Source organism: Mycobacterium montefiorense (genome assembly GCF_003112775.1).
GTDB classification, from domain to species: domain Bacteria; phylum Actinomycetota; class Actinomycetes; order Mycobacteriales; family Mycobacteriaceae; genus Mycobacterium; species Mycobacterium montefiorense.
In genome coordinates, this window is the sequence record NZ_BFCH01000017.1 from 109,842 (window position 1) to 135,740 (window position 25,899).

Below are 25,899 nucleotides of genomic sequence, written 5' to 3' on the forward strand. Positions count from 1 at the left end.
ACGACTTTCGATTTTACCGCGCACGTCATGACCATGTTCTGGATGAATTAATTCGGGATAACGATAGTTTGGATCGATTAGGATGCGGCGTGTGATCTCGGCTCGGTCGGCGGGCTGGGCCGGATATGGTGGGCAAATGTCTGTGACATCTACATCGATGTCCCTCGCGGAGCAAAAGCGCACGGCGACACGTCAGCGTATCGCCAAGGCTGCCGCGCAGCTGGTGATCAGCCGCGGCCTGGCCGGGGCGACGGTCGACCACATAGCCGACACGGCTGAGATCGGCCGGGCAACGTTCTTCCGCTATTTCAACTCCAAGGAAGACGCCGTCGCAGAGGGTATGAACACCCACTGGCTGGATCGGATCACTATCGCGCTGGCTGCGCAGCCCGCGGGACTGAACGCCATCGAGGCCGTCGCCGGCGCGGTTGGCGACCTCGGGCGGGGGTTCGACGAGATCGAGGACCAGGTGCGCGAGTTGGCCACCCTCACCCGCTCGTCGGAAACCCTCGACGCGTGGACGTTGCGTATCTATGTGCGGTACGAGGCGGCGATCGCCGCACTCGTCGCGCCCCGGTTGCCCCAGTTGGCGCCCCAGGACCCCAGGCCCCGACTGATCGGCGCGCTGGCGATGGCGGCGGTCCGCATCGCCCTGGACGACTGGCTCATCCACGGAGGATCACTGCCCGACCGGGTGCGTCACGGCCTGGCCGCGATCACGATCGCCTGAGGCGACGAATTCTTATTGCGGTGCAGGCCATTTCAGAATTTGGCGGGCCGCTTCGCCCAGGATCCAGGTCTTCTCGTCCTTCGAGAGCGACGGGGAGTCGCGGATGCTGAACAGCGACTCGGCCCAGGTGGCGCGATGCCGAGTCATCGTGTAATCGCTGGCCCACATGACGCGCTGCGGCCCGAAGGCGTCAACGGCGCGGCGCAGCGTCGGCTCGAGGTCGGGGAACGGGTAAGGATCGGTCGACAGAAACGACGTGGCGTGTGCCCATTTCAAGGCGACGTTGGGAAAGCGGGCCATCGCAATGGTGTCGTCGACGCTGGCTTTTCCGGGCGGTGCGTCGAACGCGACGCCGCAATGATCGATGACGAACTGCACGTCGGGAAAGCGCTCCGCGTACTGCGCCAGGTGCGGCACCCTGCCAGGACAGCTAACGAAAACCGGGAAGCCCTGGGCCCGTGCGGCTTTCAACATCCGATCGTGGCCGCCCTGCTCGAAAACCGCGCCTTCGGCGGGGGTGAAGGCAAGGGTGCGCAGCGCTTTGCAACCGGGTGCGGCGCTCAGCGTTTCAACCCAGCATTCGATGCCGGGATCCGTCGGATCGACTCGCATCAAAAAGGCGAAGCGCTCCGGATGGCGTATCGACGCCGCCTCGGCGTTTGGCCCGACGGTGCGAAAGGCGCCGCCTGGCAGGCGATAACCGGGCAGCAACCTCCCGTCGTCGGCCATCCCGTCGAACTCGTCGAACAGCACGGCCGCAATACCCAGGGCATCCATGATCGCCAGCGTCACCTCGGTGCCGAGCATGTTGGCGTGCACCTGGGCGTCGACGATGTCCATCTAATTGCTCCTCTGTGGCGGGGCGCTCAGACCGGAGTATGCTAGTGCGGTTGCCGCTAGGTCGACGAGCGCACGATCAGATGGGCGATGTCGGATGGCGCACTCGAGGGTGGGGCGGGGTACCCCAACCGTTCTAGGAGCGCAGCCAGGGCGATGTCGGCGACGGCGCGCGAAACGAATTGCACGGTGGTCAGCGGCGGGCTGCTCACCACACCCATTGGGGTGGCGTCGACACCCATGACGGCAAGGTCGCTCGGGCAGCGCAGCCCGGCTTCGTGAATGCCGTGCAAGACGAGGCAGGCGATCTCGTCGCTTTGCGCACACACGGCCGTCACGCCGTCGTGCACCCACCCGCGCACCACCTCCGCGGCATTGTCGACGGTCACCTCGGCGACGGCTAGCCGTGGCAGGTCACGTGACCTCGTGGCGCGCACGACGCCCTCATACCAGTAGTCGCCCAGCGTGCGCCATCGCTGAATTCCTGTGTAAGCGAATGCAATCTGTCGGTGACCACGCGAGACGAGGTGTTCGACCCGCATCTCGCCAATGGACAGGTGCGGGTCTCCGAGTGCGGGGAGCGTCCCGATCTCGATGTTCGGTATGCCCGCCGCCCGCACCGAGCTCGCGGCGGCCTCGCTGAGCGGGAACAGGCTGGTGACCGCGATCGGGTCGAGGTTCTCGATCGCATCGACGACGTGCTGATCGTCGTCGGTCTCGAAGATCTGTACCTGGAGCAGACCCAGGCGGGTCAGTTCGGTGGTCATTCGGCTGCCGGCGATCATCGGCATCTCGCCCACCGCCACATGCGGCACCACGTACAGGACCACGCCACTGCCGCCCCGGGCGAGGTTTCGGGCGGCGAGGTTGGGCCGATAGCCCAGTAGATCCGCGGCGCGGCGCACCGCCTCGCGGGTTTTCGCGGAGATTCTGCGGCCCTCGGCGTTGTTCAGGACATAACTGACCGTCGCGGTCGACACGCTGGCCAAACGGGCCACGTCAGCATTGGTCGGCCGCGCCGTCCTCGGCGTATTCAACTCGTGCCCAACCATGACCAATGGTCGCATGAGACGACGACCGGCAGCCAAAGATCCGCAATCCGGTGGGGAAGGCTCGCGGTGAATATGGACTAATAGTCACTAGATGCGAAGGTGGCGTGCCAATGGCTACCTGCACCCGAAGGAACGATGTACTTCGTCTATAACGGCACTTCGACTTCCCAGAAGCGGCGATGCCAGGCGTTGACTCTGTGACTGAAATCATTGTCTACTAGTCGCTGTAGGCGAGGAGTGCGGCATGAATAAAGACGACCTAATTCTGATCAGCGTGGACGATCACATCGCCGAGCCGGCGGACATGTTCGACGCGCATGTTCCGGCGAAGTACAAAGAGCTCGCCCCGCGGGTGGTGCTAGAGCCCGACGGCGTCCAGCAGTGGTACTACGGCGAGGTTCGCGGGCGGAACATGGGTCTGAACGCCGTCGCGGGCAAGCCCCGCGAGATGTACAACATCGATGCCTCGCGCTACGACGAGATGCGGCCGGGCTGCTTCAACGTCGACGAGCGGGTCCGCGACATGAACGCCGGCGGCCAGCTGGCGGGTTTAAACTTCCCGAACTTCACCGGCTTCTCCGGCCAGGTTCTCAACCAGGGTCCAGACCGCGACGTCAACTTGGTGATGATCAAGGCCTACAACGACTGGCACGTGGACGAGTGGTGCGCGGCCTACCCGGGCCGGTTCATCCCGTGCGGAATTTTGCCACTCTACGACGTGAATGAAGCCGCCAAGGAAGTCAAGCGCTTGGCGGACAAGGGATGTCACGCGGTGACGTTCTCGGAGAATCCAGAGGCGTTGCAAATGCCTAGCATTCACACCAAGTACTGGTATCCGCTGTTCGAGGCGGTCTGCGAGAACACAACGGTGCTGTGCACGCATGTCGGGTCCGCGTCGCGATCTCCGCAGGTCTCGACGGATGCCCCGCCCAGTGTTCAGATGACCGCGTCGTCGATGATGAGCATGTTCACCTTCACCGAACTGATCTGGGCCGAATTCTGGGCAGATTTCCCGCAACTGAAGTTCTCCCTCACCGAAGGCGACGTCGGCTGGATACCGTATTTCCTGTGGCGGGCCGAGCACGTCTACAACCGCCACTCGGGCTGGACCCTTGCGGAATTCCCACCCGGCTACCACGGGCCCAGCGATGTGTTCAAGCGGCACTTCTACACCTGTTTCATCAGTGACAAAGTCGGCGTGCACAACATGGACTGGTTCAACGAGGACATGCTGTGCTGGGAATCCGACTTCCCGCACTCCGACAGCAATTGGCCGTTCGCACCCGAGGACATCGTCGCGACGATGGGCCACCTCGACGATGCGGTCATCAACAAAATCACCCACGAAAATGCAATGGCCGCGTACTCTTTCGATCCTTTCCGGTACATGCCGAAGGAGCACGCCCGGGCCGGCCAGCTGCGCGCACAGGCTACCGACGTCGACGTGGTCACTCATGTCGGTCGCCACGCCAGCCAGCGCGACCGTGACGCGTGGACCCGGATGACGCAGTTCGCCCTGCAGGCACAGGCCTGCGCGCAGGTACCGGTGACGGCCGAGGTCACCAGCATCGCCGGCCGCGCTACCACGCTGGGCAACTGAGCGTGGCGCCCCAGGCACCGTTCGCGGACTGGCGTGTGCTGGAGTTGTCCAACGGGATCGCGGTGTCGTACTGCGCGAAGATGTTCGCCGATGCCGGCGCCGAGGTGGTGAAGATCGAATCCCCGCAAGGCGATTCGCTGCGCGGATGTTCAGCCGGAGGCCCGCCCGGGGCATTGTTCGGCTACCTCGCGGCGGGCAAGAGATCGGTGCTGCGTCGCGACGAAGCCGAGATCACCGCGCTGCTGGCCGGCACTGACATCGTGCTCACCGATCTGACCGACGGCTGGACGCTCGACGACATTACCGCGCACACCGGCCCATCGGCGGTGGTCGTCACCGTGACGCCGTTCGGCACGACGGGGCCCTACGTCGACGACCAGGTGGTCGCCAACGAGTTCATCCTGCAAGCATTGTGCGGCTCGATCTCCGGCCGGGGCTGGCCGGGCGACGAGCCGGTGCAGGCCGGTGGGCGGCTGGGGGAGTGGCTGGCGGCGTCGTTCGCCGCCCCGGTCGCCGCCGCCGCGGCCCGGCACGCCGCCCGGGGTGGTCGCGGCGAAATCATCGACGTCTCGACGTATGAGGCGATGGCGATTGCGATGGGTGGGCTTTCCGCCATGTCCGCCAGCGTTCTCGGCGCGGATTCCCTGCTCTACCAACGCAGTCTGGAGCTGCCGTCGATCGTCCCCACGGCCGACGGCCTGGTCGGCTTCTGCACCATCACCGCACAGCAGTTCCAGGATTTCCTGATCATGATCGATCGCGCCGACATGGTCGACGATGCCGAGCTGGCATCGTTCGTCGGTCGAGTCGAGCGCCGCGACGAATTCCTCGGCATGGTCACGCAGTGGACCCAAACCCGGACCACGCAAGAGATCCTCGACCTTGCGGTGGCATTCCGTATTCCGGTGGCCCCCATCGGCGCACCCGCCACGCTGCCGACCGTCGACCACTTTGTGCAACGGGGCGTGTTCGTCGAATCCGAGTCCGGGGTGCTGCAGCCGCGGGTGCCGTATCGCAGCGATGCCATCACGACGCGGCCGCCCGGACGTGCCCCGGTGCTGGGCGCCGACAACCGCGGAGTGCACTGGCCACCACGGCTGGAACGACCGAGACTTGCCGACGGCGGCGCACTTCCGCTGTCCGACATCCGGATAACCGACTTCACCGCGTTTTGGGCCGGGCCGGTCGCCACCCAATTTCTCGGTGCGCTGGGCGCCGACGTGATCAAGCTGGAGGGCGTTCGCCGTCCCGATGGTATGCGGTTTTCCGCGGGTCGCCCGACTGACTGGGACCAGTGGTGGGAGTGGGGCCCAGTCTTCCTGTGCAGCAACAACAACAAGCGCGGCGTCAGTATTGAACTCAGTTCCGAAGCCGGCCGGGAGCTCGCGCTGCAGCTCATCGCCGCGAGTGACCTGGTCATCGAGAACTTCTCCCCCCGGGTGATGGAGAACTTCGGTCTGCAGTGGGATGCCGTGCGCGCGGCCAATCCCCGTGCCGTCATGGTCCGGATGCCGGCATTCGGTCTCGACGGCCCGTGGCGCGACCGCGTCGGCTTCGCGCAGACGATGGAGCAGGCGACCGGAATGGCATGGATGACCGGACATGCCGACGGGCCGCCGGTGATCCCGCGCGGTGTGTGCGATCCGATCGCAGGGCTGCATTCCGCGTTCGCGGCCATTGCGGCGCTGGTCATCCGCGACCGGGATCAGACTGGCATACACGTCGAATCCACGATGGTGGAGTCGGCGCTGAACGTGGCCGCCGAAATGCTGCTCGAGTACTCGCGCAACGGAATTCAGATGCGGCGTGTTGGAAACCGGGGTCCTGGCGCGACTCCGCAGGGTATCTATCGTTGCCAGGGCGATGACGAATGGGTCGCGCTGGCCGCGCTGACCGACGCCGCTCGCGAAAACTTGGCGGGCCTCCTTGACAGGCCGGAACTCGGCGACGACGAGGCCGGCTGGCGTGAACGAGCCGACGAAATCGACAAGTTGATCGCGGATTGGACCGCGCGGCGACCGGTGGCCGATGTGGTCCGTATGTTGCGCGCCGCGCAGGTATCCGCTGCTCGCGTGACGGAGGCGGCCGCGCTGCTGACCGACCCGCAGTTGCTCGCGCGGGGATTCTGGGAAACCGTCGACCATCCCGTCGCCAGCTCCTTCCTTTGCACCGGAATGCCGTTTACCTTTGTCGGAAAGCCGAGGCGCTGGATTCGCCGCATATCTCCGCTGTACGGGCAGCACACCAGCGAGGTATTGACCGGTGTACTGGGGTACGGCGAAGAAGATCTAGCGGAGCTGCGTGCGGCGGGCGTAACCAGCGTCCGGCCGGCGGGCTTGTGACATGGCCGTCACGCTGTGTGTGCCACCGCGAGCCGGGGAACTGTGCGCGCCGGTGCGGTTCCTGGTGCGCCAGGACTCGGTCGTGATGGAACTGACGGCGCGACACCGGATTACCAGCGTGGAGTGGGACGAGCGAGAGCATGCGGTGGCGATGGTCGTGGAGATCACCGACCCACAAACCGCACGTCCCGTCGACGTACGCATCGATGTCGTCGAAGCGGGCACGCCGGCAGTCGATGCACGCAGCAGAACAATCGGTACCGTCGCGCGCGACGGACGCCAATTCGAGGTCCTGGGAACCTATCTCGGGGTGGTAGCAGATGAGAATTGAAGGGCCGCAGCGGATGAAAATGACGCAAGGGTGAGCGCCTCGCGGCGCACCGCGGCGATCGTCGGGGTGCACAACACCCGGCAGGGACGGCGCCTGGACGACGAAACGTCACGCGGCCTGGCGATCAAGGCGATTCTGGGCGCGCTCGACGATGCCGGCCTGACCCTCGACGATGTCGATGGCATCAGTGCGAGCCCGAACTCGACTTCGTTGATCTACGACCTGCGTATCGGCCCGGCCTGGCAGGGCTTGGCCTTCGGGGTCGGCATGATCACCGAGGCTGTCGCCGCCATCGAGCACGGCATGGCCGACGTGGTGGTGCTGGTTGCCGCCCAGGCCGGCGAATACCGCGACCACGAGGCCACGGCGCCTTGGACCAGGCCCGAGAACGAATTCGTCGCGCCGTGGGGAATGTTCACCACCGCTGAGTTCGCGCTGATTGCCCGGCGGCACATGCACGTCTACGGCACCACGCGCGAGCAGCTCTCGATCGTGGCCGCGACCATCCGCAACAACGGGTCGCGGAATCCGGAAGCGGTTTACTACCAACGCGGTCCGTTCACCCCGGACGACATCACCGCGTCCCGGCCGGTCGCCGACCCGTTTCACCTGCTTGACTGCGCCACTACCTCCGAAGGTGGTTGCGCGCTGGTGGTGGCGAACGTCGACAAGATCGACGCGGCGTGCCGGCCGATCTATGTGCTCGGCAGCGGCGCGGACTTTCACGGCCCGTCATATCAGCACCCACCGGCCTGGGATCTCGCCGGCCGCCGCGGCGATCACGTGAATGGCGTTGTCGGACGACGCGCGGCGCAATGCGCGTTCCGCCAGGCTGGAATTCGGCCCGACGACGTCGACGTGCTGGAACTCTACGACCCGTTCTCGTTCGAAATCATCCGTCAGCTCGAGGCTTTCGGCTTCTGTGGCGACGGTGAAGGCGGTCCATTCGTCGCCGACGGCCACATCGCCATCGACGGCAGTCATCCGATCACCACCGATGGGGGAACCATGTCCTTCAGCCACGCCGGTGCCAATCCGCAAATGATGCAGCGTGCCGTCCGCGCCGTCCAGCAATTGCGTGGTGAGGCGGGCGCGCTCCAGGTACCGGGCGCGCACGTCGCGTTCTGCAGCAATGGAGGAGCGGGCGCATTGTTCACCACGGTGCTGATCGTCGGAGATGAGCCACGATGACTACCGATGCGTTGCAGCCACAGCCCGGTCCGTTGCCGCATGCGAGCAGTCACCTCAGCGTGCCGTTCTGGCAGGGATGTCAATCAGACGAGCTGCGCTATCAGCGCTGCGATGCATGCGGGCTGGCCAACTTTCCGCCGGTCGAGCACTGTCGGCAATGTCTTTCGGCTGAATTGCAGTGGGAGAATAGCGGCGGTATCGGCGAGATCTACAGCTGGACAGTGGTTTACCGCCCCGTCACACCGGAGTTCGAACCGCCCTACGCGCCGGCGATCATCACGCTGGATGAGGGTTACCAGATGCTCACCAACATCGTGGATGTGGCGCCGCAAGATCTGGCGATCGGCATGCGGGTGCGTGTGCACTTCCATGTCGTTGGTCCTGACCTGACGCTGCCCTACTTCACCAGCCAGAAATAGCCCGGTTGTGAGTCCGCGGCGTACCACCAACGGTCTACCGGTAACGGCCTACCTGGTGCTGGGTGTGCTGGCAGCCAATGACGAGCAACTGACCGCCGGCGAGATCAAGATGCGCGCCGAGCTAACGGTGGGCCACTTCTACTGGTCGCCGTCGGTCAGTCACGTGCGACGCGAACTGAACAGGCTGCTGGCCCGCGGGATGGTCGGTGAGATCGGCGCTCAATCCGGCAAGCGCGCGATCACGCTGTACGAAACCACCGATTCTGGGCTCGATGCACTTCGCCGTTGGGTGCAACACTTTCCCGGCGACGATCAGGTCGTCATCAAGCACCCCGTCATCCTGCGAACCTGGCTCGCGCGGGGCGAGGATCCCGAACGCATCGCCGAATCGTTGGACCGCCATCTCGAGGCGACGCGGGCCCGGCTGGACGAGGCGCTATGGTCGCGGCAGCGCTCCCGTGAGCTTGGCATCACCGACGATCCCGACCAGCGTTTGTCGTTCGCCGTCCTGGACTACTCCATCCGCGGGTTGTACGCGGAGATCTCGAACATCGCCCAGCTGCGCGACGAGATCGCTAGCGGCACAAGCCGAGATCCCGTCAAGCGGGTGCCCCGGGCGAAGGGACAGATCCGCCGTCGGACGCCAAAGAACTAGCCGCACGCCAGCGTCGTGACGCCGAAATTCGACGCGGCCGCGACCTAGGCCAGCGGATCCACCGGAGATAATATTGCGCCTGACTAGACTGACACGAGTTGGTCGAAGTAACCCAAAAGATCCGTCCCTGCGCTGCTCGTCAGTGAATCGGGTTCGGGGCGGATGTCGGTTAACAAGCTCGGCTTCTCAAGGGGGGCGCTTACTTAATGTCAGCGGACTTGACGAATCCTCACGAAAAGCCGCTGTCTTGGTGGGTCGGTAGCGACATACCCACCGAGTCGCTGCCCGGGCTGCCGCCGCTGCCTCCGGAGCTGCACGCACGGCTGCAGCGAGCGCTGGCACTGCCAGCGGCACAACAGCCCGAATGGCCAAACGAGGCGCATGTCAGGAAAATTCGGGCGCTGCTGGAAAGCGTGCCGCCGGTGACTCTGCCCACCGAGATCGTCATCTTGCAACAGCGACTTGCCCAAGTAGCGCGCGGCGAGGCATTTCTGCTGCAGGGGGGTGACTCGGTGGAGACTTTCGCGGCCAATTTCGAACCGCACATTCGCAGCAACATTCGCACCCTGCTGCAGATGGCGGTCGTGTTGACTTACGCCGCCGCCACGCCGGTGGTCAAGGTCGCGACCATCGCCGGGCAATATGCGCGGTCATCAAAACCGGCCGGGGCGCCCGAAATACCGCCCCTTCTTGGTGATTTGGTGCATTCAGCGGATTCCGGCGAGGCGGCGCGACGACCCGATCCCTCGCGACTTGTCCGGGCCTATGCCAATTCGACGGCGACGATGAACCTGGTGCGTGCGCTAACCATCGACGGGACAGCCGATTTACATCGAGTCCACGACTGGAACAAAGACTTCCTGCGCAGCTCCGCTGCGAGTGCACGCTATGAATCGGTGGCCACTGAAATCGATCGCGCCCTACGATTCATGTCCGCATGCCACGTCAACGACCCCTCATTGCAGAGCACGGAGATCTTCGTCAGCCACGAGGCGCTGCTGCTGGAATACGAGCGGGGGCTGCTGCGCATGGACACCTCTGAAACCGGCGAGATCAAACTCTACGATCTTTCCTCGCACTTTCTCTTTATCGGCGAACACACCGGCGACCTTGCTGGCGCTCACATCGCCTTGGCGGAGATTCTGGCCAACCCCGTCGCAGTAAAAATCGGCCCGACGACCACGCCAGCCAAAGTCGTCGAATACGCGGATCGGCTTGACCCCGATCGTGTCCCGGGCCGGTTGACATTCGTCACGCACATGGGCAACACCGCGATCCGCTCCGTGTTGCCGCCGCTGGTCGACGCCGTTCGGGCCTCCGGCCACCCGATTATCTGGCAGTGCGACCCGATGCAGGAAAACACGATCACGCTGTCCAGCGGCTACCAGACGCGCGACTTCGATCGCATCCTCGACGAAGTGGAAGGATTCTTCGAGGTTCACCGATCGCTGGGCACCCACCCTGGTGGGATCCACATCGAATGCACCGGTGAGGAGATCACCGAGTGTCTCGGTGGTGCCCAGGATATTTCGGAAGCCGACCTTGAACTGGGACGCTACGAAACCGCGATGGGACCACGCCTGAATACCCAGCAATCGCTAGAGCTTGCGTTCCTCATCGCGGAAATGCTGCGTCCCTGAAATGAGCCGCCCGTTGGCGCGCTAGCGGGAGGGAGGACCTGCAGGATTGTCGGGAGAGCTAGCCGCATTCCGGTAGGCGGTGCCACGTGGTTCGCGTACCCACAGGGTTTCGTCCTCGCCGATTGCCGTTGCCTGGGCGATCAACTGACGTTTGAGCACCTTGTGTGTCGCGGTGCTGGGCAGGTCGGTGGCGATACGTAGATAGCGCGGCCGGGCCTTGGGGGACAGGTCGGGCTGCGTTGCGAGGAAGGCTTCGAACTCATCGGGGTCGAGGGTCTTTCCCTCATTCAGCACGACAGCGGCCATTACCTGGTCGCCGACCTGGCCATCCGGGACGGCGTACACCGCAACCCGATTGATCACGCTGTGGCGCAGCAGGATTCGCTCGATGGGTGCGGCGGCCATGTTCTCGCCGTCCACCCGCATCCAGTCCGCGGTGCGGCCCGCGAGGTAGATCCACCCGTCGGCGTCGCGGTAGGCGAGGTCACCGGACCAGTACATGCCGTGACGCATGCGTTCGGCGTTGGCCGCCGGGTCGTTGTAGTAGCCGGTGAAGAAGCCGGATCCGGCGGTGTTGACCAGCTCGCCCACGGCCTCGTCGGCGTTGGCGAGCGCGCCGGTGGCGTCGAAACGCGCCTCGGCGCACTCGGTGATGGTGTCGCTGTTGTAAATCGCGATCCCGTCGATGCCCCTGCCGATAGAACCCTTCGGGGTGCCTTCTTCGCGGATCACGATAACCGCGTTCTCCGTTGAGCCGAAGCCGTCCTCGACCTGGACGCCGAAACGGCGCCCGAACTCTTCGATGTCCTTGTCGTTGGCCTCGTTGCCGAATGCCACCCGCAGCGGGTTGTCAGCGTCGTCGCCACGTTCGGGGGTGGCCAGGATGTAGGCAAGCGGCTTGCCAACGTAGTTCATGTAGGTCGCGCCGTAGCGGCGGACATCATCGAGGAATTTGGTCGCCGAGAATTTGGCCGGGACGATCGCCGCGCCGGACACCACCGCGGGCGCCCACCCGGCGACGACGGCGTTGGAATGAAATAGCGGCATGGACACGTAGCAGGTGTCCTGTTCGGAGAGGACGAAGCGCTGGACCAGGTTGGTGCCGGCGAACATCGCCATCAGGTGCGAGACCTGAACGGCCTTGGGATTTCCACTCGTCCCCGAGGTGAAGATCATCATGAACGCGTCGGTCGCGCTGACTTCCCGATGCGGAACCAATTCGCCCGCAGCACAAACGAATTCGGCCCATTGCGGTGTCGAGGTATCGAAGATCTGTGTTCCCTCGACATCCAACCCGTCCAACAACGGCCGGTGTTCGGCGTCGGTCACCACGAACTGGCAATCGGCCCGCCGGACGTCGGCGGCCAGCGCATCACCACGCCGGGTGTTGTTCAGGCCGCACAGCACATAGCCGCCCAGGCCGGCCCCCGCCATCTGGTTGAGCATCTCTGGGGTGTTGCCTAGCAGAGCGCCGACGTGCAGCGGTCGTTGCGGATCGGCAGCGCCGATCAGCGCCGCGGCTCGCGCGGTTGCCTGCGCCAGGTGCTGGCTCCAACTCCATTGCAGATCATGGTGTTTCACGGCGATATTCGGATCCGACACGCGCCGCCGCAGGAACGCCTGCATCGTGTCGTCAGTCATCGACATTCACCTTCACTGTGTCCAACCCTACGAGACGAGACGGTCCGTCTTATCCTAGCGGGTCGGATGGTGCGGCAGTTCACCTGCTGCCGATGCGCCCCAGGGCGCATGCATCAGAGCGTCCGGGGCCCGCTACCCGCCCACCATCATCAGTCCGCCGTCCACGGCCAGCAGCTGCCCGGTAATGAAGCCCGACCCCGGGCCGGCCAGGAAAACCAGCATCGGGCCGACATCGCGCACCGGATCGCCCAGTGTCCCGCCGAGCGGAATCATCATCTGCATCTGCTGGTCGATGAGCGCGGCGGCGTCCGGCCCGAGGAAATCCCGCAGCCGGTCGGCCCCCGGCGTCTGCACCGCGGGTGCCAGGGCGTTGACGGTGACATTGTCGGAGGCCCAGGCTTTGGCGGCCGATCGCGTCCAGGCCTGCACCGCTCCTTTGGTCGCGGCGTAGACAGCCGAAATCGGGCTTCCCATAACGGCTTCGGAGGATCCGAAGTTGATGATCCTGCCGCCCTTAGGGTCTTGGCCCTTCATGACGGCGTACACGGCCTGATTGGTCAGGATCGTCGCCTTGATGTTGGTGTCCAACAGGAACGAGATGTCGTCGGCGCCGATATACCCCGGTATCCCGGCCTGCCACAGCCCCGCGGCGTTCACCAGGACATCGAGCCCGCCAAGATGCTCGGCGGATTGTCCGACCATCGCCGAAACGGCGTCGGCGTCACGCACATCGCACTGGATCCAGGTGGCCGCGAGGCCATCCGGCGGCGGAGTCCGGTGATAGGTCGCGGCGACGTCGGCTCCCGCCGCGGTGAGCACTCCGACCGCGGCGGCACCGATACCGGTTGCTCCGCCGGTCACCAGGATTCGTCGATCTTTGAGTGCCGGCGCTACGTCTGACATGGCCGAAACGCTATACGGCCACTACACCGCGTTGTCAGGGGAGCCTGCTACGCGCGCACCGCGATCGTCGACATCAGTTCGGCGAGCCGGTCAGGCTGGTCCACCATCGAGTACGTCCGCGCGTCATCGATGACTTCGAGGCGAGCGTTGGGAATGGTCGCGGCCATACGCCGGCCGTCCTCCTGCGGAAAGAACACGTCGTCGGCCGACCAGGCGACGAGGGTGGGCATGTCGATCTCGTGCAGCCGGGCCGCGACGCCGGTGGCGACCTCCGAGCGCAGCGACAGGGTGAACTGGCGCAGGTCTTCTGCGATCGCCGCGTCGTTCTGCGCCGGCCGGACCCAGAGCTTGGTCAGGTGGTCAATATTGCTGTGCGCCAATCCATCGAAGGCACGCTTGCGCACCAGCGATGACCGCATCGCCTGGGTCACGGCGCGGAACGTCGTCGTCGTTTTCGCGGCGAGGATGACCGGCTTAAGGATGGGGGGCGGAAAGTGTTCGAATGCATCGCAACTCGTGAACACAAGCCCGCCGAGCCGTTCGGGATAGTGCACGGCGACCAGTTGGGTGACCAAACCGCCGGTGTCGTTGCCGACCAGCACCACGTCCTCGAGATCCAGCGCGGCAATCACGTCCGCCACGATGCGCGCCACACCGTAGATGGTCTGATCGGCGCCGGGGCGCAGCGGTTGGGTGTGTGCGCCGAAGGGAAAGGTGGGGGCGATGCACCGCAGGCCCAGGCCCGCAAGCCGTTCGCTGACCTGGCGCCAGAGTTCTCTGCCCATCATGTATCCGTGCACAAACACGACTGGCCTGCCGTTTTCTGGTCCGGTTGCTTCGTAATGAATGGTTCCGGCACTAATGTCGATCGTCGACATGGATAACTCCTACTCACGAATGTGTATTTACAAACAGGCTGTCTGTTCGTAAGTTACCAACAGGTTGTATGGAAAGCAAGAGACGCACTCAAGAGGAGCGCTCCGCGGCCACTCGCGACGCGCTGATCTCGGCTGCCCGCCGGCTCTGGGGCGAACGGAGCTACGCGGAGGTGGGCACGCCGGAGATCGCCGCTGCCGCGGGTGTCACCCGAGGGGCGCTGTATCACCAATTCGCTGACAAGGCAGCACTATTCAGCGAGGTAGTCGAGGTGGTGGAGCGGGATCTAATGGCCCGAATCGCCACTCTGGTGGCCACCTCGGGAGGAACTACACCGGCGGACATCCTTCGCGCCGCCGTCGATGCTTGGCTCGAGATTTCCGGTGATCCTGAGGTCCGTCAACTGATCCTGCTGGACGCACCCAGCGTGCTGGGCTGGGCGGGATTCCGCGATGTCGCCCAGCGGTACAGCCTGGGTATGACCGAGCAAATGCTGACCGAGGCGATCAAGGCGGGTCAGTTGGCTCGTCAACCCACCCGACCGCTTGCCCATGTGCTGATCGGCGCGCTCGATGAGGCGGCAATGCTGATCGCCACCTCCGAAGATCCGAAACGCGTCCGCCGGGATACCCGCCAAGTTCTGCATCGGCTGATCGACGGGATGCTGCACGACCCGACACGCTGACGGCCACCAGCCGCATCAGGCTCGTCATGACCCCGCGTTGCCCCAAAACCTTTGCACCAGAACGACTGCGGCCGGCGCGACTTTCGAGCCATGTGGCAGCCGGGGCAGTCACCGAGAAGGTTCCCTTTTCGTCAGTGCAACTCCGGTGATGACGCCCTGGATGAGTTGGTCGAGGTGGTCGGCGCTCTCGACGACCGGTTGGCCGGCGACGAACGTCATCATCACCCCGTTGATGAATGTCAGAGCGGCGAGTGCCTGATCTTCGATCAACGCCGAATCGGGCGGGTTTTCCGCCGGATGCCATTGCGTGACAACCTCGCGGGCCAGCGCATAGAGCCGGTCCGACGATTCGTTGAGCTTCGCGGCCAATTCGGGATCGCGGCTGGCGAGCAACATGAGCTCGCAGCGTGCCCTGGCGCGGGTCAACCAGGGCTCGGTGTTGACGTGCATGACAATCCGGGCCAGGCCCGCGGTGCCGGTGAACTGCGTCGACTGCGAGCCGGCGAGTTCGGTCATCAGCGCGAAGTCGGCGACATCGAGGGAGGTCAGCCGGGTGGCGACCGCATGCAGCAACGCTTTGCGGGTCCGGAAGTAGAACGACGTGCTGCCCGCGGGTACCTGGGCGCGTTCGTCGACCTTCGGATGGCTCACGCCGTGGACACCGTCGCTGCCCAGCAGTTCGATCGCGGCGTCGGTGAGTTGTCGACGCCGCTCGGGTGCGTTGTGCTTCCTGCGGGCACCGGTCGGCATGGCGACTTCAATTTTATGAGCGAGTTAGAACTGACCACAGTTTGGTGTGCTTGGCTCGCCGTTGAAGCGGGCAGCGATCCACTGCATGGCCGGTTCACCGTCAACGAGCATCGGCAGGGCGTGGTTGATGATCAGCTTGTTGAGGAACGGTGGTTTCTCGTTGGTCCGGAATTCCACATCGGCGCCCTGAGCACACCAGTCACGACCAAGCTGATTGGCTGCGGTCCACGGCACCAGCGAGTCGTAGCGATTGCTGTCGATCAGCACCGGCGTCGTGGGTTTGTAGCGACCGAGCTTCTGCTCTTCGAACATGGTGTTGAACGGTTCTTCGTTGACCAATTGATAGATGTCTTCAGTGAAGTAGGGCTGCAGATGTCGAAACATGAAATCCAGCAGGGTCTGTCCTACGCACTGACGCGACGCTGATTCGAGCATCGCCAGCCCGCGGGGTGTCATCTTGGAGCGGATGAAGTCGGCGAACTCCGGGTACTCGGCCATCACACCGTTGAGGGCGTAGCCGACGACGCCGACCAAGACGCTGCCGTCCGCGTAGGGCAACAGTTCCTTGAGGTTGGCCGGAGGTGCGCCCGCGTAGGTTCCCACGATGTGCAGCTCCGGGGCATACGACGGGGCGAGCTCGGCTGCCGACGCTGTCGCCCCACCGCCTTGTGAATAGCCCCAAAATGCCACGGGCCCTTGTGGATCCAGTGATGTTCCGGGCAGGAGCATTGCCGCGCGAGCCGCATCGAGCACGGCTTGCCCCTCCGCTACCCGGCCCACGTACGTGTGCATGGATGCGGTGCCCAAGCCCTCGTAGTCGGTCATCACGATGGCGAAGCCGCGAGCAACCATGGTGGCGACGAACAGTTCCTCGTAGTTGAACATGATGTCCCAGCCGCCCGAATAGTGGATGCCCTGGTTGAACATTCGCGACGGGGCACACTGATTGCCTTGGCCCTGGGTTCCGGGCGCGTAGCTGATCAGCGGCCGCGGCCCCTTGCCCGGCCACGCATTGTAGGGCTCGAAGTAGGTACCGGTGACCGCGATCGGCCTGCCTCGAGTATCGGTGCTGCGGTACATGATTCGGGTGCCGGTGGCCATGATCGCGCCCAGTTGGCCGGACGGCTCCAGCACCAATCGCGACGGTTCGGTGCGGATCAGGTCGCCGGGCTGGCCGGACGGCAGCGGATCTGGCGGGGTGTAGAACTCGGTATACTGCGGTTCATCCCCACCGTCCGCGTGCACAATGCCGGCGCCGAACAGCGCCGAACCGAACACAAACAGGACTGCGAAGATTCCCCCACATCGGCGCATCACGAAAAGGTAACAATGGGTAGACCGGCAGCGGAAGAGTAATCTCTAAAATTTTAGAGATTATGCGTTGACGCGCTGCGCGAGTTGCCGGTCACGAGCCGCTGAAGGCGATATTCATTCGTCGTTTGAATACATCGTCGAAACGGCGGTAGGTGCTGCGCAGTGTGCGGCCCGGCCAGCCTTTGGGAGTGAGCTCTACCGGGAGTTGCGGGTCGAGCTGGAGGTGTCGGACAACGGCGATCGACAAGGCGAAGTCATGGGTGAAGCCTTCGGTCGAGTCATCGCGCTGGCTCGTCTTGAGCGCGACATCCATCGCTTCGATGAGCACCCTTGCATCGTCTGTCCACTCGTCAAGAGAAAACAGCGGCCGAAGCCTGTCCGGGGTTATGTCTGTGGCGGCGCCATGAAAGTGGGTGCATTGCTGATCGAGCACCTCACGCGATGGCGGAAGCCGTTGCGGGTCAAGGTTGTCCGGGCGGATCCAAACGCCGTCCCGGAGCTCGGCAAGGTGCAGTGCTATCGCTGCCTTACGCAGCTCAAGCCGGTCGGCCGCCGACCGGCGATCCAGCGAGACGATCGCCAATTCCCAGGTGCCGTCCCAGCCAGGAGCGGCTGCGTCATCGCTGCGGGACGCTTCGTCTACGCGCTGGCGCCGCTCGAGCAGGTGCCCGGCCAGCGCGTAACTGCCGTCATCCCCGGTAAGTTCGCCGTTGGACACCATCCGCCACAGGCAGGTGCGGGCCGCCCCGGCGCTGATGCCAAACAGGGCAGCCATGGCAACCAACTCCGCGACCGTGAGACGAGCATGGGTGGACCCCAATAGCGCCGACGCGAGCACTGAGCGCGCGCTGAGCGGCCGGTTGTCGAGCAGATCGCTGATGCGGGACTGGAACGCGGCGGGCACGCGGGCAACGCTATCACCAATTCATTGACGCGTGACATGCAGAGTGTGATACTGACACGCATGAGCTCCGCCACCAAGTTGCTGGTCGCAGATGATGTGGAAATCGCCCGCCGCATCCTGGCACATATCGATGCCGGCACCACCGACGAGGGCGCGAGTTGGCGTGAGCCCGTCGAAAACTACCTGAGTCCAAGCAGATTCACGGCCGAACTCCGGATGCTGCGCGCGATGCCGAGTGTGTTGGTGCCCTCCGTGACGATCCCGCACCCGGGCGACTACGTCGAACGAACGGTCTTCGGGGTGCCCTTATTCGCGGTCCGGGGGCGCGATCAACGCGCCCGGGTGTTCCGCAATGCATGCCGGCATCGCGGGTTTGCCCTTGTCGAAGGGGCCGGCTGCACCCGCGCGCTGGTGTGTCGCTATCACGGCTGGACGTATCGACTGGATGGCTCGCTGTCGCACGTGCCGCACGCCAACGCGTTCACTGATCTGGACATGTCCAACCGCGGATTGGTCGAGGTCGCCAGCCATGAGTCCGACGGCCTCATCGTCATCGGTCCGCTCGACTCCGGAGATGCGCAGCGGCAAGAGTGCGCTGACGAGGCGATGGCGTGGCTGACCGAGGGGAGTCCGTGGCGGGACAAACTGGTGCCAGCCGAGCAACTCCTGCTGGTGGAATCGACACTGCGGGCGATGAACTGGAAGGTGCTGGCAGAGCAGTTCCTGGAGGGCTATCACATCCGTTCGACGCACAAGGACACTTTTTCCCGGTGCAGTACGACGATCTCAATGTGGTTGAGAAGTTCGGGCCGAACAGCCGAATCACGTTTCCATACCAAAACATCGAGCGGCTTCGCGGCCGCGCGGAGAGCACCTGGACGACAGATGCCCGGGTCACCTATCTGTACCAGCTGTTCCCCAATGTCATGCTGGCTACCTTTCCGGACGTGATAGCCGTGGTCGTGATCGACCCGGTGGACGTCGGCCACAGCACAGTCACCACCTATTCGATGGCCCGGCCCGACATCGCCGCGCGTGCCTCGCTGCGCCCGCAGGACAAGCTGGTAGGTGTGGGTAGCTTCATCGAACGGGGTCTGGTGGAAGACAACGAGATGTCGATGGGTGTGCAACGCGGGCTGAATTCCGGCGCAAACGAATTCGTGGAGTTCGGGCGCCATGAGAGCGCGATCGGACATTTCCACGCAACCCTCGACGACCGCCTGGCTCGATTAGCCACCTAGCGGACAGGCTTGAGTAATCACGTTGGCGTTCAATAGATGTGGACAAGCAGCGTTGGCGTCAGGAGTCGAATGGGCCCAACCGCACGGCCAACGGCATTCCGCAGCGCACGAGCAGGCTCATGCGTCCCCCCGGTACCGCTGCCGCCTCCGCGCGAGTCATGCTGACCAGTTCGCGTTTGAAATCGCCTCGCGGGTAACGGCGCACGGCCTCGGCGACGTTTCCGCGAGCGACGTCCCAGATGCGTAGTCCGGCAGCGTCGACCATTGCGCCCCACTGTAAATAGCAGCCCATCGCGCCGTCGGACTCGACGGTGATCCCGGGTGTCGTGTGCACACAGATGCCGTCTGCGAGCAGATTCGCACGTTGGTCATCGGCAGCCGCGGCCTGCGCGCAGGCGAACACCCGCTCGGCACTGCCAAGCGTGAAATCCCGATTGGCCGTGGGCTTGATGATGCCGTAGTCGTGCAGCAGCGCCCCACAATAGAACAGCTCGCCGTCCAGCTCGCACCCGTCGACCGCCGCGAGCGCATGTCCGAACAGCCAGGTGCGGTAGGAGTGGCCCAGCAGGGTCGGCGGCAATTCCGCGCACGCCTCTTCGGCCTCCCGCGCGAACTTCGAATCAGGTACCCGCAGGGTGCTCAGATCCACCTTTGCGGCGTCGGCCGGAATCCGGCCCGGTGCGAGCTTGATCCGTCCCACGGCGTTCGTCCATTGCCCGACCGCTGTCGCGAGTACGAGACGGCGCCGCTGTGCGCGCGAGAGCCGGCCACCGGTGTGACGTGCCCAACCGAGGCCGCCAAGCCGCTGCGGGTCCGGTGTGGTCGCGGCCAATGGGGTTGTCGCTAAGGCGTTCTCAGGAACACATCGTTGAGCGTGACGGTACGAAGATTGCGCTCGCGGATAGTGTCGATGAGTTGCGGATAGACGTGCGTGACGGGCAGGTGATTGAGGTGCCCGATCACGATGTTTTGTGGCGTGAAGTACTCGTCGATCATCTTGAGGATGTATTCCTCGGTGATCAGCGTCGAGTCCGACAACGAACCCGACCACAGGGTCGGGACGGTGTAGCCGAGCTCGTCGGCCACTGCGTCGACGGCGCCGTTGTGCTTGCCATAGGGCGGGCGGTAGTAGGGCTTCGCGCCGACGCCGTAGGTCTTCTTCAGGAAGTCGTCGTTGCGCTTGAGCTCTTCTTCGACCTTGCCCTGCGGCACCGACGTCAAATCCGGGTGCGACCAGGTGTGGTTGCCAAGCTGGATCTGCCCGGACTCCACCAGCGGCCGCAGCAGGTCCAGATTCTCGGTCCACGAGTTGTAGATGCCGTTGACGAAGAATGTCATCCGCGCGCCGGTGTCCTTGGCGAGCTGTGTGTAGGCGCGCACCACGTCGCTGTTGACCCCGTCGTCGAGGGTTAATGCGAGCAGGTCACCATCGCCGGGGATCTTCATCAGTGCCCCACCACCCGGTAGCGGGATGCGAGCGCTTAGCGGTGGGGGCGGCAACAAATCGGCCGGCGAAGGCGCGGCCGGGCCCGGCGTCGCGGGCGAATCCAGGGGCGCCTGGGCAAATGTTCGCGGTTGCGGGTCGACGATCAGCCGTGCTACGCCCACGGCGGCAACAGTGGCCGCGGCAAGCGAGCCGAGGAATCGCCGGCGCTTCATCTCCTCCACGGCACGGCCTCGTTTGCGGTGTGGTGGCCGGCAGGCGGGCCCGCGTACGGGTTGCCTACCACGCCAAACTTCGCATCCACAGCAGCGAACCGTACCACTGCCAACCCCAATATGTCGGTTTCGTTACAGGAGGGTCAGCTGTGAATTCTCGACGAAAACGGGCTTGGAGCTGCGCAGGTCACGACGCGGTCACGACGCGCTATCGGATCAGTGCGGTTCCCCGCTGTCCCGCTTCGGTAACTGCACCCGCTCGACTTCTGGGGTGCCCAGCGTCGAAGCGAGCCACGGCAATGCAGCGTCGAACGCCTGGGCGCCGAACGGCCAGTCGTGTTTGCCAGGCTGGGTCACCACCGTGCAGCCGATCCCGTTCGCGCCGGCGATGGCACACAGGGCGTTGGCGGCGGCGTCCTGTCCCTCCGGGTTGGCCGCGGTGGTGCTGCCGAGGGTGGGATTGGCCGCTTGCGCGACGTTGTGTGCACCGGGCGGCCCGGGGACGTCGAACCATCCCGACAAGCCGGTGTAGCGGCCGTGCCGAGTTATCACGGTGAGCGGGTCGAACTCCGCCCACGCGGCGGTATTGCCGCCGAACAACTGGGCGATCGTCTGGTCCTTGCTTCCGATGTTGGGCCGGAAATCGCCGGCGATGTCCACGAACGCACTGAACAGCTCCGGATGCATGACGCTCAGGGTGACGGCGCAGGTGCCGCCCATCGACCACCCGGCGACGCCCCAATTCACGCGGTCGGCGCTGACCCCGAAGTTCGAGACCATGAACGGCACCACGTCTTTGGTCAGGTGATCGGCGGCGTTGCCGCGGCTGCCGTTGACGCACTCCGTGTCGTTGTCGAACGCGCCGGTCGGATCCACGAACACGAAAACCGGGGCGAAACCGTGATGGCGGGCGGCGAAGCCGTCGATGGCGGTGAAGGCGCCGCCGGGTCCTAGCCAATCCGAAGGGAGGTTGAACGCCGAGCCGATCATCATGACCGTCGGCAGCCGGGGCGGCGGGTTGGTATTGAACCACGCGGGGGGCAGGTAGACGAGTTCCTGGCGGTGCGGAAAGTGGGATGCGCCGGAGTCGATGTTCACCGGCACGACGACACCTTTGTCCGGCTTGGTCCCGGCGATCTGCATTGCGGTGACCTGCAGGCGGTCGATCTGATCGGGCAGCGGCGCGGAGGTCAGCTGATTCCATGCGGCGAGCACGGTGGGGAAATAGCCGACCCAAAGGTTCAGCGACATGCTCGCGCACAGCGCACACAGCGGGACCGAAACAAACGCCAGCACGCGACGCCACCAGCGGGCGCCTCTCCAACCCAGCACCAGCACCGCGGCGGTCAATCCGCTCATCGCGATCCACAGCCACAACGACGTCGGCGCCGGGTCCCCGGCAACTCCGAGCGAGGCAATGTACCAATACGCCAGCGCCGTCAGTGCGGCCGCGGCGACCAGCGCCACCGGCAGCGCGCGCTTGAACCAGCTCGGCCTGCGCCAGTCGATCACGATCAGCGCGACGAGCAGTGCTAGTGCCTGCGTCGCGAGTGGCAACCAGCCATGCAGCAGGGACAGTTGTCCGAGGAATTGGGGCAAACGTGCAGACCTTAAGCGCTATGGAACCCGGTGGGCCAGACCAACTATCCCATACCGCCCGAACCGGTCGTGCTCGTGAAGGAGCGCAGTCGCAGGCTGTTGCCTACGACAAAGACGCTGGAAAAGGCCATTGCGGCGCCCGCGAGCATCGGGTTGAGCAGGCCCAGCGCGGCGAGCGGGATTGCGGCCACGTTGTAGCCGGAGGCCCAGAAAAGGTTCATCTTGATCGTGGCCAGCGTTGCGCGGGAGAGCCGGATCGCGTCGACGGCGGCGCGCAGGTCGCCGCGGACCAGCGTCAGGTCGGCGGCTTCGATCGCCACGTCCGTGCCGGTGCCCATCGCGAGGCCCAGATCGGCGGTGGCCAGAGCGGCGGCATCGTTAACCCCGTCGCCGACCATCGCGACGACCTTGCCGTCGGACTGCAGGCGCTGCACGACCGCGACCTTGTCGGCGGGCATGACCTCGGCGATGACGTGCGCGATTCTCAGCTCGCCGGCGATGCGGTCCGCCACGGTCTCGTTATCGCCCGTCAGCAGGACCGGTGTCAGCCCAAGCCGCTTGAGCTGCCGGATGGCCTCGGCGCTGGTGGGCTTCACGGTGTCGGCGACCACCAGGATGCCGCGGGCGCTGCCGTCCCAGCCCACGGCGACGGCCGTTTTGCCTTCGCTTTCGGCGCGGAGTTTGGCCGCAGAAAGCGCGGGGTCCAGGTACTGGGACCAATCGGCCAGCAGGCTCTCGCGGCCGACGACAACGGCATGGCCGTCGACAACGCCCTGCACGCCTTTGCCTTCCACTCCCCTGAAGTCCTCGGGCGCGGGCAAGGCGCCGAGTTCCGTGCTGGCGGCCTTGGCGATCGCCTGGGCGACGGGGTGTTCGGAGGCGCCCTCCAGCGCCCCGGCGTAGCGCAGCAGCGTTGCGCGGTCCGCATCGGGCGAAGTGATGACGTCGACGAGTGCCATCTTGCCGGTGGTTACGGTGCCGGTCTTGTCGAGCACGATCGTGTCGACCTTGCGGGTGGACTCCAGCACCTCGGGCCCCTTGATCAGCACACCGAGCTGGGCCGCCCGGCCCGTGCCGACCAACAATGCGGTCGGAGTGGCCAGCCCGAGTGCGCACGGGCAGGCGATGATCAGCACCGCGACCGCGGCCGTGAACGCCGCAGCGACCGGGAAGCCGGCGGCCAGCCATGCCACCAGAGTGGCTACGGCGATGACGATCACGATTGGAACGAAGACTCCGGAGACGCGGTCCGCGAGTCGCTGCACGTTTGCCTTGCCCGATTGGGCCGCCTCCACCAGCTTGGCCATCTGCGCCAGCGCAGTGTCGCCGCCGACCCGGGTGGCACGCACCACGAGACGACCGCCGGCGTTGACCGTGGCACCGGTGACGTTCTCGCCCTCGCCGACCTCGATCGGGACGGACTCGCCGGTCAGCATCGAGGCGTCCACGGCCGACGAGCCAGAGATGACGATCCCGTCGGCCGCGATCTTCTCGCCGGGGCGTACGACGAACTCGTCGCCGACTCTGAGCCGCTCGATCGGGATGCGGGTCTCGGTGCCTTCGCGCAGCACCGCGACGTCTTTGGCGCCCAGCTCCAGCAGGGCGCGCAGCGCGGCGCCGGCACGTCGCTTGGCGCGCGTCTCGAAGTAGCGGCCGGCCAAAACGAACAGGGTCACGCCGGCGGCCACTTCGAGGTAGATGTTGCCGGCGCCGTCGCTGGGCGCGACGGTCAGCGTGAAGCCGTGGTGCAGGTGTGGGTGGCCGGCCGTCCCGAAGAACAGGGCGTACAGCGACCACAGGAATGCCGACAGGGTCCCGATCGACACGAGCGTGTCCATCGTCGCGGCGCCGTGCTTGAGGTTGGCCCATGCGGCGGCATGGAACGGCTGGCCCGCCCACACGACCACCGGTGCGGCCAGGGCCAGTGACGCCCACTGCCAGTTGCGGAACTGCAGGGCGGGGATCATCGCCATCGCGATTACCGGACTGGCGAGCACGATCGCGGTAATCAGGCGACTGCGCAGCGAGGCGAGTTCGACGTCGTCCGCCGCGGCGGGTCCCTGCGCAGGTTGCGGCAGCACAGCGGTATAGCCGGCCTTTTCGACCTCGGCGACCAGCGCCTGCGGGTCGAATCCCGGCGGGACGGTGACCGAAGCTCGCTCCAAGGCGTAATTCACGGTCGCCGTCACACCGTCGAGTTTGTTCAGCGCCTTTTCCAGCCGGGCCGCACAGGAGGCACACGTCATCCCGGTGATGTCCAGCTCCAGGTTGTTGACCGCACTCGTGGTCATGACGCTCCTTCCCGATACCCCCCAGGGGTACGCAAGCCCTGATTCACTTATACACCCCTAGGGGGTATTGCCGTCAAGGCCGTGTCATCGCCGGGTATCGCTCGGATTCTGCCTGGTCGGCTGCGTGATGCCGTGGCCGGGCACCCGATCGTCACGGCTGCGACAACAACAGCATCACCCGGCCCTGCGACGGCGCCTCGGGAAAGGCGCTCGGATCGAGGCCGTAGTACTTGCGCTGGTCGGCGGTGATGGCGTCGATCACTTTGCCGGTGGCCGTGAGCCGGCTGTCGTGGACGCGGGCCATCATGCCCTTGAAATCGGGCACCGACAGCGATTCGGCGAGTAGCAACGCGTCGCCACCGGAGGGCAGCAGGACCAGCACCCCGGCTCCCGCGTAGTTGTTGCCGCCGCGGCCGGTGCCACGCGGCGCCCAGTAGACGGCCTCGGATGCGACGGTGCCTATCACCCGCCGGTAGTGGCCCGGGTGGTCGGTGTCGGCGACGGTGACGACGGGCAGCGCGGCGATCGTGCGTTGTTCCTTAAACCACATTGCGCCCAATGGGATGCAGACGATCGCGTACATCAGCACCAGCAGGACGAGCACCGGTTTCCACGCGATCTCCCAGCCCAGCCGTCGCTGCGAGATCGGCAATCCCTCCAGTCGCGCATCCAGCTGCCGGCGCCCGAGGCGAAAGACATACCAAGCCAAGACGCGGGCCAGCGCCATGCAGGCCAGGATGATCAGGCCGACGATGCCCGATACTCGCCAGTAGAAGGTGCTGTCGCCCTGATTGGTGGTCGCGGCAAACATCACCGCCGGGATCGGCGCAGTGATCAGCAGCAGCAGCGCGTACGAGGGATGGCTGGTCAGATACGGGTACGTCACGCTCCACGCACGGTTGCCGCCGTAGACGGTCACCGGCCCAATGTCGGCGTGCACCACCGGAGTCCACGAACCCTGCACCACCCGGGGCCTGACCAGAGAGCGCACGAAGAAGAAGCCGAAGACCAACGAGACGACCAGCGCTCCCCAGAACACCCCGTCGAGCCGTTCGCCGGTGCCGGGCACACCGAACGCCCCACGAATATCGATGACTTTGCCGATGAAGAACGTCAACGGCATCACGAAGAAAAACTCGGTCAGCCATATCTGGATGAGCTGGGGGATGCGCGATCCGATCCGGTCGAACGCCAACACGCGTTGCCAGACGAACGCCAGGACGCCCATGGCAGGTGACT

Annotated in this window: 22 protein-coding genes and 1 pseudogene; 10 read left to right on the plus strand and 13 right to left on the minus strand. The window is 65.1% G+C overall.

What is annotated here, in order from left to right:
- Positions 1-136: 136 nt before the first annotated feature.
- Complete coding sequence (locus DB708_RS10475) at positions 137-730, plus strand: TetR family transcriptional regulator (RefSeq protein ID WP_108922236.1); 594 nt, start codon at positions 137-139, stop codon at positions 728-730.
- Positions 731-742: 12 nt separating this feature from the next.
- Here DB708_RS10475 and DB708_RS10480 read toward each other — a convergent pair whose 3' ends face one another.
- Both DB708_RS10480 and DB708_RS10485 read right to left on the minus strand, forming a co-directional pair.
- Positions 743-1,570 (minus strand): amidohydrolase family protein, encoded by an 828-nt coding sequence (locus tag DB708_RS10480; protein WP_108921879.1) that lies wholly within the window; start codon positions 1,568-1,570, stop codon positions 743-745.
- Between the two features lie 56 nt (positions 1,571-1,626).
- Positions 1,627-2,619: a LacI family DNA-binding transcriptional regulator gene (locus tag DB708_RS10485; protein WP_108922237.1), complete on the minus strand. Its 993-nt coding sequence runs from the start codon at positions 2,617-2,619 to the stop codon at positions 1,627-1,629.
- A 244-nt stretch (positions 2,620-2,863) separates the two neighbouring features.
- Between DB708_RS10485 and DB708_RS10490 the strand changes: the two genes are divergently transcribed.
- From DB708_RS10490 to DB708_RS10520, 7 genes are all read left to right on the plus strand, one after another.
- Entirely contained in the window at positions 2,864-4,219 is a 1,356-nt protein-coding gene (locus DB708_RS10490) for an amidohydrolase family protein (protein ID WP_108921880.1), read from the plus strand.
- Between the two features lie 2 nt (positions 4,220-4,221).
- Positions 4,222-6,561: a CaiB/BaiF CoA-transferase family protein gene (locus DB708_RS10495; RefSeq protein ID WP_108921881.1), complete on the plus strand. Its 2,340-nt coding sequence runs from the start codon at positions 4,222-4,224 to the stop codon at positions 6,559-6,561.
- A 1-nt stretch (position 6,562) separates the two neighbouring features.
- Positions 6,563-6,892 (plus strand): hypothetical protein, encoded by a 330-nt coding sequence (locus DB708_RS10500; protein WP_108921882.1) that lies wholly within the window; start codon positions 6,563-6,565, stop codon positions 6,890-6,892.
- A 30-nt stretch (positions 6,893-6,922) separates the two neighbouring features.
- A complete protein-coding gene (locus DB708_RS10505; RefSeq protein ID WP_108921883.1) occupies positions 6,923-8,083 on the plus strand; it encodes a thiolase family protein in 1,161 nt (386 codons plus the stop codon).
- A complete protein-coding gene (locus DB708_RS10510) occupies positions 8,080-8,502 on the plus strand; it encodes a Zn-ribbon domain-containing OB-fold protein (RefSeq protein ID WP_108921884.1) in 423 nt (140 codons plus the stop codon). Before DB708_RS10505 ends, DB708_RS10510 begins: the two co-directional genes overlap by 4 nt.
- A gap of 7 nt (positions 8,503-8,509) precedes the next feature.
- On the plus strand, positions 8,510-9,157 hold the full coding sequence (locus DB708_RS10515; RefSeq protein WP_108921885.1) for a PadR family transcriptional regulator: 648 nt from the start codon (positions 8,510-8,512) through the stop codon (positions 9,155-9,157).
- Between the two features lie 242 nt (positions 9,158-9,399).
- Positions 9,400-10,797 (plus strand): 3-deoxy-7-phosphoheptulonate synthase, encoded by a 1,398-nt coding sequence (locus tag DB708_RS10520; protein WP_201263505.1) that lies wholly within the window; start codon positions 9,400-9,402, stop codon positions 10,795-10,797.
- Positions 10,798-10,818: 21 nt separating this feature from the next.
- Here the strand turns inward: DB708_RS10520 and fadD1 are convergent, their stop codons facing one another.
- The 3 genes from fadD1 to DB708_RS10535 all read right to left on the minus strand — a co-directional run bounded on the left by fadD1 (position 10,819) and on the right by DB708_RS10535 (position 14,219).
- The gene (fadD1, locus tag DB708_RS10525; RefSeq protein WP_108922238.1) at positions 10,819-12,438 is read right to left on the minus strand and encodes a fatty-acid--CoA ligase FadD1; all 1,620 of its coding nucleotides are present in this window, start codon (positions 12,436-12,438) and stop codon (positions 10,819-10,821) included.
- Between the two features lie 132 nt (positions 12,439-12,570).
- On the minus strand, positions 12,571-13,341 hold the full coding sequence (locus DB708_RS10530; RefSeq protein WP_108921887.1) for an SDR family NAD(P)-dependent oxidoreductase: 771 nt from the start codon (positions 13,339-13,341) through the stop codon (positions 12,571-12,573).
- Between the two features lie 47 nt (positions 13,342-13,388).
- Positions 13,389-14,219 (minus strand): alpha/beta fold hydrolase, encoded by an 831-nt coding sequence (locus DB708_RS10535; RefSeq protein ID WP_108921888.1) that lies wholly within the window; start codon positions 14,217-14,219, stop codon positions 13,389-13,391.
- A gap of 68 nt (positions 14,220-14,287) precedes the next feature.
- On the opposite strand from DB708_RS10535, the gene DB708_RS10540 reads away from it, so the two are divergent.
- On the plus strand, positions 14,288-14,902 hold the full coding sequence (locus tag DB708_RS10540; RefSeq protein WP_108921889.1) for a TetR/AcrR family transcriptional regulator: 615 nt from the start codon (positions 14,288-14,290) through the stop codon (positions 14,900-14,902).
- A gap of 108 nt (positions 14,903-15,010) precedes the next feature.
- On the opposite strand, the gene DB708_RS10545 is transcribed toward DB708_RS10540, so the two are convergent.
- From DB708_RS10545 to DB708_RS10555, 3 genes are all read right to left on the minus strand, one after another.
- Positions 15,011-15,652 (minus strand): TetR/AcrR family transcriptional regulator, encoded by a 642-nt coding sequence (locus tag DB708_RS10545; protein WP_108921890.1) that lies wholly within the window; start codon positions 15,650-15,652, stop codon positions 15,011-15,013.
- Between the two features lie 24 nt (positions 15,653-15,676).
- The gene (locus tag DB708_RS10550) at positions 15,677-16,966 is read right to left on the minus strand and encodes a lipase family protein (protein WP_201263486.1); all 1,290 of its coding nucleotides are present in this window, start codon (positions 16,964-16,966) and stop codon (positions 15,677-15,679) included.
- 91 nt (positions 16,967-17,057) lie between these two features.
- Complete coding sequence (locus DB708_RS10555) at positions 17,058-17,870, minus strand: PaaX family transcriptional regulator C-terminal domain-containing protein (protein ID WP_108921891.1); 813 nt, start codon at positions 17,868-17,870, stop codon at positions 17,058-17,060.
- Between the two features lie 228 nt (positions 17,871-18,098).
- On the opposite strand from DB708_RS10555, the pseudogene DB708_RS27945 reads away from it, so the two are divergent.
- Positions 18,099-19,111, plus strand: a pseudogene (locus tag DB708_RS27945) (aromatic ring-hydroxylating oxygenase subunit alpha).
- Positions 19,112-19,169: 58 nt separating this feature from the next.
- On the opposite strand, the gene DB708_RS10565 reads toward DB708_RS27945, so the two are convergent.
- The 5 genes from DB708_RS10565 to DB708_RS10585 all read right to left on the minus strand — a co-directional run bounded on the left by DB708_RS10565 (position 19,170) and on the right by DB708_RS10585 (position 25,888).
- Entirely contained in the window at positions 19,170-19,811 is a 642-nt protein-coding gene (locus tag DB708_RS10565) for an HD domain-containing protein (RefSeq protein WP_108921892.1), read from the minus strand.
- 143 nt (positions 19,812-19,954) lie between these two features.
- The gene (locus tag DB708_RS10570; protein WP_108922240.1) at positions 19,955-20,770 is read right to left on the minus strand and encodes a polysaccharide deacetylase family protein; all 816 of its coding nucleotides are present in this window, start codon (positions 20,768-20,770) and stop codon (positions 19,955-19,957) included.
- 216 nt (positions 20,771-20,986) lie between these two features.
- The gene (locus DB708_RS10575; protein WP_108921893.1) at positions 20,987-22,369 is read right to left on the minus strand and encodes an alpha/beta hydrolase; all 1,383 of its coding nucleotides are present in this window, start codon (positions 22,367-22,369) and stop codon (positions 20,987-20,989) included.
- Positions 22,370-22,413: 44 nt separating this feature from the next.
- Positions 22,414-24,660, minus strand: a complete 2,247-nt coding sequence (locus DB708_RS10580; RefSeq protein WP_108921894.1) for a heavy metal translocating P-type ATPase — start codon at positions 24,658-24,660, stop codon at positions 22,414-22,416.
- A 151-nt stretch (positions 24,661-24,811) separates the two neighbouring features.
- A complete protein-coding gene (locus tag DB708_RS10585; protein WP_108921895.1) occupies positions 24,812-25,888 on the minus strand; it encodes a hypothetical protein in 1,077 nt (358 codons plus the stop codon).
- Between the last annotated feature and the right edge of the window lie 11 nt (positions 25,889-25,899).